The 7,034-nt window shown below is 64.6% G+C and carries 6 protein-coding genes; 3 read left to right on the forward strand and 3 right to left on the reverse strand.

Features of this window, described 5'->3' with window-relative positions; genetic code table 11:
• Positions 1 to 94 precede the first annotated feature (94 nt).
• Positions 95 to 1,060, reverse strand: coding sequence for a type II secretion system minor pseudopilin GspK (gene gspK, locus ABE456_RS16415; RefSeq protein WP_346644853.1), 966 nt, complete (start codon positions 1,058 to 1,060; stop codon positions 95 to 97).
• Positions 1,061 to 1,201: 141 nt separating this feature from the next.
• On the opposite strand from gspK, the gene tatA reads away from it, so the two are divergent.
• Genes tatA through tatC form a run of 3 tightly spaced genes read left to right on the forward strand, consistent with a single transcriptional unit; the run spans position 1,202 to position 2,540 of the window.
• Complete coding sequence (gene tatA / locus ABE456_RS16420) at positions 1,202 to 1,435, forward strand: twin-arginine translocase TatA/TatE family subunit (protein ID WP_346644854.1); 234 nt, start codon at positions 1,202 to 1,204, stop codon at positions 1,433 to 1,435.
• Positions 1,435 to 1,725: a Sec-independent protein translocase protein TatB gene (gene tatB / locus ABE456_RS16425; protein WP_346644855.1), complete on the forward strand. Its 291-nt coding sequence runs from the start codon at positions 1,435 to 1,437 to the stop codon at positions 1,723 to 1,725. The genes tatA and tatB overlap by 1 nt, the downstream gene beginning before the upstream one ends.
• A complete protein-coding gene (gene tatC / locus ABE456_RS16430; protein ID WP_346644856.1) occupies positions 1,722 to 2,540 on the forward strand; it encodes a twin-arginine translocase subunit TatC in 819 nt (272 codons plus the stop codon). The genes tatB and tatC overlap by 4 nt, the downstream gene beginning before the upstream one ends.
• 60 nt (positions 2,541 to 2,600) lie before the next feature.
• Here the strand turns inward: tatC and ABE456_RS16435 are convergent, their stop codons facing one another.
• Both ABE456_RS16435 and purL read right to left on the reverse strand, forming a co-directional pair.
• Entirely contained in the window at positions 2,601 to 2,912 is a 312-nt protein-coding gene (locus tag ABE456_RS16435) for an NGG1p interacting factor NIF3 (protein WP_346644857.1), read from the reverse strand.
• 3 nt (positions 2,913 to 2,915) lie between these two features.
• Entirely contained in the window at positions 2,916 to 6,815 is a 3,900-nt protein-coding gene (gene purL / locus ABE456_RS16440) for a phosphoribosylformylglycinamidine synthase (RefSeq protein WP_346644858.1), read from the reverse strand.
• Positions 6,816 to 7,034: the final 219 nt, after the last annotated feature.

Here is a 7,034-nt window from a genome sequence, read left to right on the forward strand (position 1 = left end):
CGCGGGTAAACCCGCTCCCACAGGTACTGCACAAACTTCTGAAATGGTGCGATCCCTGTGGGAGCGGGTTCACCCGCGAAGAGGCCAGTGAACTTTACCAGGCCACCGGCTCCCGGCTCCTGACCCGCACTTGCTGAGCCGGCACCCGGGCATGCCATTGCACCACCCCCAGTGCCTCCAACTGATACTCGCTGCGTATCACCCGCCCCTCCTGCGCAAACGACAGCTGCAACAGAAAATGCCCGCTGTTGAGCAGCAAACCTTCACTCAATCGCTCGAAGGTCTCGTCATCCACCGCCCCCAGCGCCTGCCGCAGTGAGGCCGCATCCACGTACCCCGACGCAGGCCGGCCACTGATGATGCGGCTGAGCAACGAACGCGGGTAACGCCCTTCGTACAGCGCCTCCAGCAGCGGCAGATGCTCCAGCCCCAGGGCATTGGCGTTCAGCCGCCAGCCAGTGGTCTGTGGCAATGCGCACAGCATCGGGTAACGTGCCTGGCGGCCAGCATCCTGCTCCAGCAGCAGGTTCAGCTCGCTGGTGTCGAGCATCGGCTGGTTGGCCGCCAGGCGTGGTGGTTGCTGGCGCAGGTACTGGGCGCTCTCGGCGCCCTGCAAGCGGGCATCGCTGTCGGCGTCGAGCCAGTCGGCCAGGGTATCGACCAGGCGTTCGGCAGCCATGTCGTCGCCCAACAGGTAGCGCAACTGGTGCTCGGCGCGTTCGCCATCGGCACCAAGCAGCGCATTGACGTTAAAGCAGGTGTGCTGGTCGCGTACCCGCAACTGCGCCTGGCCGGCGCCAAAGTCGTAGTTCAATGGCTGCCCGCGCAAGGCTTGCCAGAACAGCGGGCTAAGCCGCCAGGCAGGGTCACGCAGGGCTTGCTCGGCATAGGCCAGGCCGGCCTGTTCCATCGCCCGCGCCTGCACCCGCTGCTGCAACAGACGCACCTCATCAACCTGGCGCCGGCCATCTTCCACCAGCCAGGCCATGCCTGCCGCCAGCATCGCCAGTACCACCATCACCATCAGCAGGGCCGCGCCTTGCTGTTGCCTGCCAGCCATCCGTGCCTCGCTCGCGGAATAAAAACGCCAGTCAACACGCGGCGTGTTGCAGGTAGATGGCAATGCCCGTTCGTCATGTGTACGTCATCTGGGCGAGGCAGGATTGCCCTTCCTTTTCATGACCTTACAGGAGTGGTCGCAATGGGTGGCATTGGAATCTGGCAACTGGTGATCGTACTGATGATCGTGTTCCTGCTGTTTGGTACCAAACGCCTCAAGGGCCTGGGTAGCGATGTGGGCGAGGCAATCCAGGGCTTTCGCAAATCCATGGGTGGCGACAATGACGCCAACGCCCCCAGCCAGGCGCAGGTGCAGCAACAGGCACCGCTGACCGGCCAGGCTACGCAACAGCCACAAGCGGACCGTCAGGCCTGATGTTCGAGGTAGGCTTCAGCGAGTTGCTGCTGGTCGGCATCGTCGCGTTGCTGGTGCTGGGGCCAGAGCGCCTGCCGCTTGCGGCACGCACCCTCGGGCGCGGCCTGGGCCAGGCACGCCGGGCCATGCACACCCTGCGCACGCAGGTGGAGCGCGAGATCGAGTCGCCTAACCTCGACAGCGCGCCGTTGCAGCGCCTGGAACAGGAGATCCGCCAGGGCATCAGCCTGAATGCGGAGCCGGCCAATGATGCGGCCACGGTCGCGCTGCCCAAGGAAAACGCCTCATGAGTATTGCCATGGACCCGGCTGCGCGCATGCCGCTGATCGAACACCTGCGTGACCTGCGCAAGCGCCTGGTGCGTTGCCTGGCGCTGGTGGCAGTGGTATTCGCCGGCCTGTTCCCTTTCGCCCAGACGCTGTACACGCTTGTTTCCGAACCACTTCGGCGCTTTCTGCCGGAAGGCGCGAGCATGATCGCCACCAGCGTCACTTCGCCGTTCCTGACGCCGTTCAAGCTGACCGCGATGTGCGCGCTGTTCGTCGCCATGCCGCTGTTGCTGCACCAGGCGTGGGGCTTTCTGGCGCCGGGGCTGTACCGCCGTGAGCGGCGCATTGCCCTGCCGCTGCTGGTGTCGAGCATTGTGCTGTTCTATGCCGGCATGGCCTTCGCGTTCTTCCTGGTGTTCCCGATGATGTTCGGCTTTTTTGCCAGTGTGACGCCGGAGGGCGTGGCGATGATGACCGACATCAGCCAGTACCTGGACTTCATCCTGGCGCTGTTTTTGGCGTTCGGGCTGGCGTTCGAGATCCCGGTGGCGACGTTCATCGTGGTTTGGGTGGGGTTGGCCGATGTGGCCACGTTGCGGCGCAGCAGGCCCTACGTGATCGTCGGGTGCTTTGTGGTGGGGATGATATTGACGCCGCCGGATGTGTTTTCACAGACGATGCTGGCGGTGCCGATGTGGGTGCTGTTCGAGGTGGGGTTGCTGGCTTGTGGGTTGCTCAAGCGGTCTGAGCCAGGCAAGGAGATTGTGGCTGGATGTAGGGCCCCTTCGCGGGTAAACCCGCTCCCACAGGGATATCACAAGGTTCAGGACCTGTGAAATACCTGTGGGAGCGGGTTCATCGAGGCGTCGAACCGCCGCGAATGGCCTTGATGCGGTCTAGAACTCGGCGAGCCGCCAGACCTCGTAGGCTGGCGTCTCGTACGGGTGGCTATGCTTGAGCGCAGCGACGACCTGAACAATCAGCTCGTCAGCCACCACCAGCTCCACCTTCCACTCCTCCACTACCTCGACCTGGCCCGCTTGCCCGAGGAACGGCTGGCTGCCGTCCAACGGGCGGAACTGGCCCTGGCCCAGGGTTTGCCAGGCGCAGTGGTCATAGTCACCGATACGCCCGCCACCTGCGGCGAACACAGCGGCCTTGACCACTTCAACGTGGCTGGCGGGGGCGAAGAAGGCGAGCTTGTACACGCCTTAGTTCACCCACACCCGTGCGTTGCGGAACATACGCATCAGCGCGGCATCTTCCTGCCACTCATCCGGGCGCCACGAGTTCTGCACGGCGCGGAACATACGCTCCGGGTGCGGCATCATGATGGTCACGCGGCCGTCGCGGCTGGTCAGGCCGGTGATACCACGCGGCGAGCCGTTCGGGTTGGCCGGGTAGGCTTCGGTGACCTTGCCGTGGTTGTCGACGTAGCGCAGGGCCACGCAACCGGACAGGTCGGCCGCCAACAGTGCTTCTTCGCTGGCGAACTCGGCATGGCCTTCACCGTGGGCAATGGCGATTGGCATACGCGAACCGGCCATACCCTGCAGGAAGATCGAGTTGGACTTCTGCACTTCGACCATGGCCACGCGCGCCTCGAACTGCTCCGAGCGGTTACGCACAAAGTGCGGCCAGTGCTCGGTGCCCGGGATCAGCTCGTGCAGGTTGGACATCATCTGGCAACCGTTGCACACGCCCAGGGCGAAGCTGTCGGTACGCTCGAAGAAGGCCTGGAAGGCATCGCGGGCGCGGCTGTTGAACAGTGCCGACTTGGCCCAGCCTTCACCAGCACCCAGCACGTCACCGTAGGAGAAACCACCGCAGGCGACCAGGCCCTTGAAGGCTTCGAAGTCGACACGGCCAGCGAGGATGTCGCTCATGTGCACGTCGATGGCGGCGAAGCCGGCGCGGTCGAAGGCGGCAGCCATCTCGACCTGGCCGTTGACGCCCTGCTCGCGCAGGATGGCCACTTGCGGGCGCACGCCCTTCTTGATGTAAGGCGCGGCGATGTCGTCGTTGACGTCGAAGCCCAGTTTCACCGACAGGCCCGGGTTGTCTTCCTCGAGCAGCAGGTCGAATTCCTGATCGGCGCAGTCGGCGTTGTCGCGCAGGCGCTGGATCTGGTAGCTGGTCTCGGCCCACTGGCGCTGCAGCATGCGGCGGTCGTCGTCGAACAGCACTTCGCCGTTCAGGCTGATGGACACTTCACCGTTGTTGACCGGTTTGCCGATCACCGCGACGCAACCTTCACCCAGGCCAGCAGCGCTGAACTGTGCCAGCACGTCCGGGGTGGCATCCTGGCGAACCTGGATGACGGCACCCAGCTCTTCGTTGAACAGGATGGCCGGCACGTCGCCCTTGCTGTCGGTCAGCGGGTCGAGGTGCAGGTCGAGGCCGCAGTGGCCGGCGAAGGCCATTTCCAGCACGGTGGTGACCAGGCCGCCGTCGGAGCGGTCGTGGTAGGCCAGCAGGTGGCCGTCGGCGTTCAGGCCCTGGATCACGGCGAAGAAGGCCTTGAGGTCTTCAGCATCGTCGACGTCCGGTGCCTGGGCAGCGATCTTGCCGTAGGTCTGCGCCAGGATCGAGGCGCCCATGCGGTTCTTGCCGCGGCCCAGGTCGATCAGGATCAGGTCGGTCTCGCCCTTGTCCATGCGCAGTTGCGGGGTGAGGGTCTGGCGAATGTCGGTGACCGGGGCAAAGCCGGTGATGATCAGCGACATTGGCGAGGTAACGCTCTTCTCGACGCCCTCGTCGCTCCACTTGGTCTTCATCGACATCGAGTCTTTGCCGACCGGAATGGTAATACCCAGCTCCGGGCACAGCTCCATGCCGACAGCCTTGACGGTGTCGTACAGGCGCGCGTCTTCACCCGGGTGGCCGGCAGCGGACATCCAGTTGGCCGACAGTTTGATGTCGGACAGTTTCTCGATGCGCGCAGCCGCCAGGTTGGTCAGGGTTTCGCCGATGGCCATACGGCCGGACGCCGGGGCATCCAGCAGTGCCAGCGGGGTACGCTCGCCCATGGCCATGGCTTCACCGGTGTAGACGTCGAAGCTGGTGGCGGTAACGGCGCAGTCGGCTACCGGGACCTGCCACGGGCCGACCATCTGGTCGCGGGCAACCAGGCCGGTGATGGTGCGGTCGCCGATGGTGATCAGGAAGCTCTTGCTGGCCACCGCCGGGTGGTTCAGCACGCGCTGCACGGCGTTGTCCAGGTCCAGCTGGCTCGGGTCGAAGTCATCGCCCAGCTCGGCTTCGCGGGTCACCGAACGGTGCATGCGTGGCGGTTTGCCCAGCAGCACGTCCAGTGGCATGTCCACCGGGGTGTTGTCGAAGTGGCTGTCGCTTACGGTCAGGTGTTTCTCTTCGGTTGCCTCACCCACCACGGCGAACGGGCAGCGCTCGCGCTCGCAGATGGCCTGGAAGCGCTCGAAGTCGACGGCGCTGACGGCCAGCACGTAACGTTCCTGCGATTCGTTGCTCCAGATTTCGTGCGGGGCCATGCCCGGCTCGTCGTTGGGCACGTTGCGCAGCTCGAAGCGGCCACCACGGCCACCGTCGTTGACCAGTTCAGGGAAGGCGTTGGAGATACCACCGGCGCCGACGTCGTGGATGAAGGCGATCGGGTTGGCGTCGCCCAGCTGCCAGCAACGGTCGATGACCTCCTGGCAACGGCGCTCCATTTCCGGGTTTTCGCGCTGTACCGAAGCGAAGTCCAGGTCTGCGGAGCTGGCACCGGTGGCTACCGACGAAGCGGCGCCGCCACCCAGGCCGATCAGCATGGCCGGGCCGCCGAGCACGATCAGCTTGGCGCCGACGGTGATTTCGCCCTTCTGCACGTGGTCTTCACGGATGTTGCCCATGCCGCCGGCAAGCATGATCGGCTTGTGGTAGCCGCGTACTTCTTCGCCATGCGGGGTGTTGATGGCCTGCTCGAAGGTACGGAAGTAACCGGTCAGGGCCGGGCGACCGAATTCGTTGTTGAACGCGGCGCCGCCCAGCGGGCCTTCGATCATGATGTCGAGGGCGTCGACGATGCGCTCTGGCTTGCCGTAGGCCTGCTCCCATGGCTGTTCGAAGCCAGGGATACGCAGGTTGGACACGGTGAAGCCGGTCAGGCCAGCCTTGGGCTTGGCGCCACGGCCGGTAGCACCTTCGTCGCGGATTTCGCCGCCGGAGCCGGTGGAGGCGCCGGAGAACGGGGCGATGGCGGTCGGGTGGTTGTGCGTTTCCACCTTCATCAGGATGTGCACCGGCTCCTGCACCGCGCCGTACTGGCGGGTTTCAGGGTTCGGGAAGAAACGGCCGGCAACGTTGCCGACGATTACCGAGGCGTTGTCCTTGTACGCAGACAGCACACCTTCGTTGTGCATCTGGTAGGTGTTCTTGATCATGCCGAACAGGCTCTTTTCCTGAGCCTGGCCGTCGATGTCCCAACTGGCGTTGAAGATCTTGTGGCGGCAGTGCTCGGAGTTGGCCTGGGCGAACATCATCAGTTCGATGTCGTTCGGGTTGCGCTTGAGGCCCTGGAAAGCGTTGACCAGGTAGTCGATCTCGTCTTCGGCCAGGGCCAGGCCCAGGTCGATGTTGGCCTTGGCCAGGGCGTCACGGCCGCCGGCCAGGATGTCTACCGAGGTCATCGGCTTGGGCTGGGCATGGCTGAACAGGTCGGCTGCCTGTTCCAGCTGGCCGAGCACGCGCTGGGTCATGCGGTCGTGCAGTTCGGCGGCGATCAGCTCGGCGTCAGCGTCGCTCAGGGTGCCGGCAACGTAGTAGGCGATGCCGCGCTCCAGGCGCTGGATCGACTGCAGGCCGCAGTTGTGGGCGATGTCGCTGGCCTTGCTGGCCCATGGCGAAATGGTGCCCAGCCGCGGCACGACCAGGAACAGGCGGCCGGTCGGCTCCTGTACCGGCACGCTTGGGCCGTATTTGAGCAGACGGCCCAGCACCTGCTGCTGGTCGGCGGTCAGCTCGCCGTCAACATCGGCGAAGTGGGCGAATTCGGCATACAAACCAGTAACAGCGGGGACTTTCTGGCTCAGTTGCTCGAGTAATTTACCGTGGCGAAAGGCAGAAAGGGCAGGAGCGCCGCGCAGGATCAACATCGTCGGGACAGCCTCAGGAAGGGGTGTGCTTAGAGGCCGTGCATTCTAGCCTAATTCGAAGGGTTTCGGCACCCGCTCTACGCCACGGCTGCCGGGCGGTGGAACCGGACTTGCGGGTCAAAAAAATTTGCCTTGTGTTGCCCGTTCCGGCCCTATCGTCGGCAAGCCAGCTCCCACAGGTACAACGCAGGCCTTGAGGGCGGTGGTGTACCTGTGGGA

This window comes from Pseudomonas sp. TWI929 (assembly GCF_039673335.1).
GTDB lineage: Bacteria > Pseudomonadota > Gammaproteobacteria > Pseudomonadales > Pseudomonadaceae > Aquipseudomonas.

Excerpts from the sequence above, each read along its gene's own strand:
- purL (WP_346644858.1), bottom strand. The coding sequence starts at position 6,815 with ATGTTGATCCTGCGCGGCGCTCCTGCCCTTTCTGCCTTTCGCCACGGT.
- tatB (WP_346644855.1), top strand. The coding sequence starts at position 1,435 with ATGTTCGAGGTAGGCTTCAGCGAGTTGCTGCTGGTCGGCATCGTCGCG.
- tatC (WP_346644856.1), top strand. The coding sequence starts at position 1,722 with ATGAGTATTGCCATGGACCCGGCTGCGCGCATGCCGCTGATCGAACAC.
- tatA (WP_346644854.1), top strand. The coding sequence starts at position 1,202 with ATGGGTGGCATTGGAATCTGGCAACTGGTGATCGTACTGATGATCGTG.
- gspK (WP_346644853.1), bottom strand. The coding sequence starts at position 1,060 with ATGGCTGGCAGGCAACAGCAAGGCGCGGCCCTGCTGATGGTGATGGTG.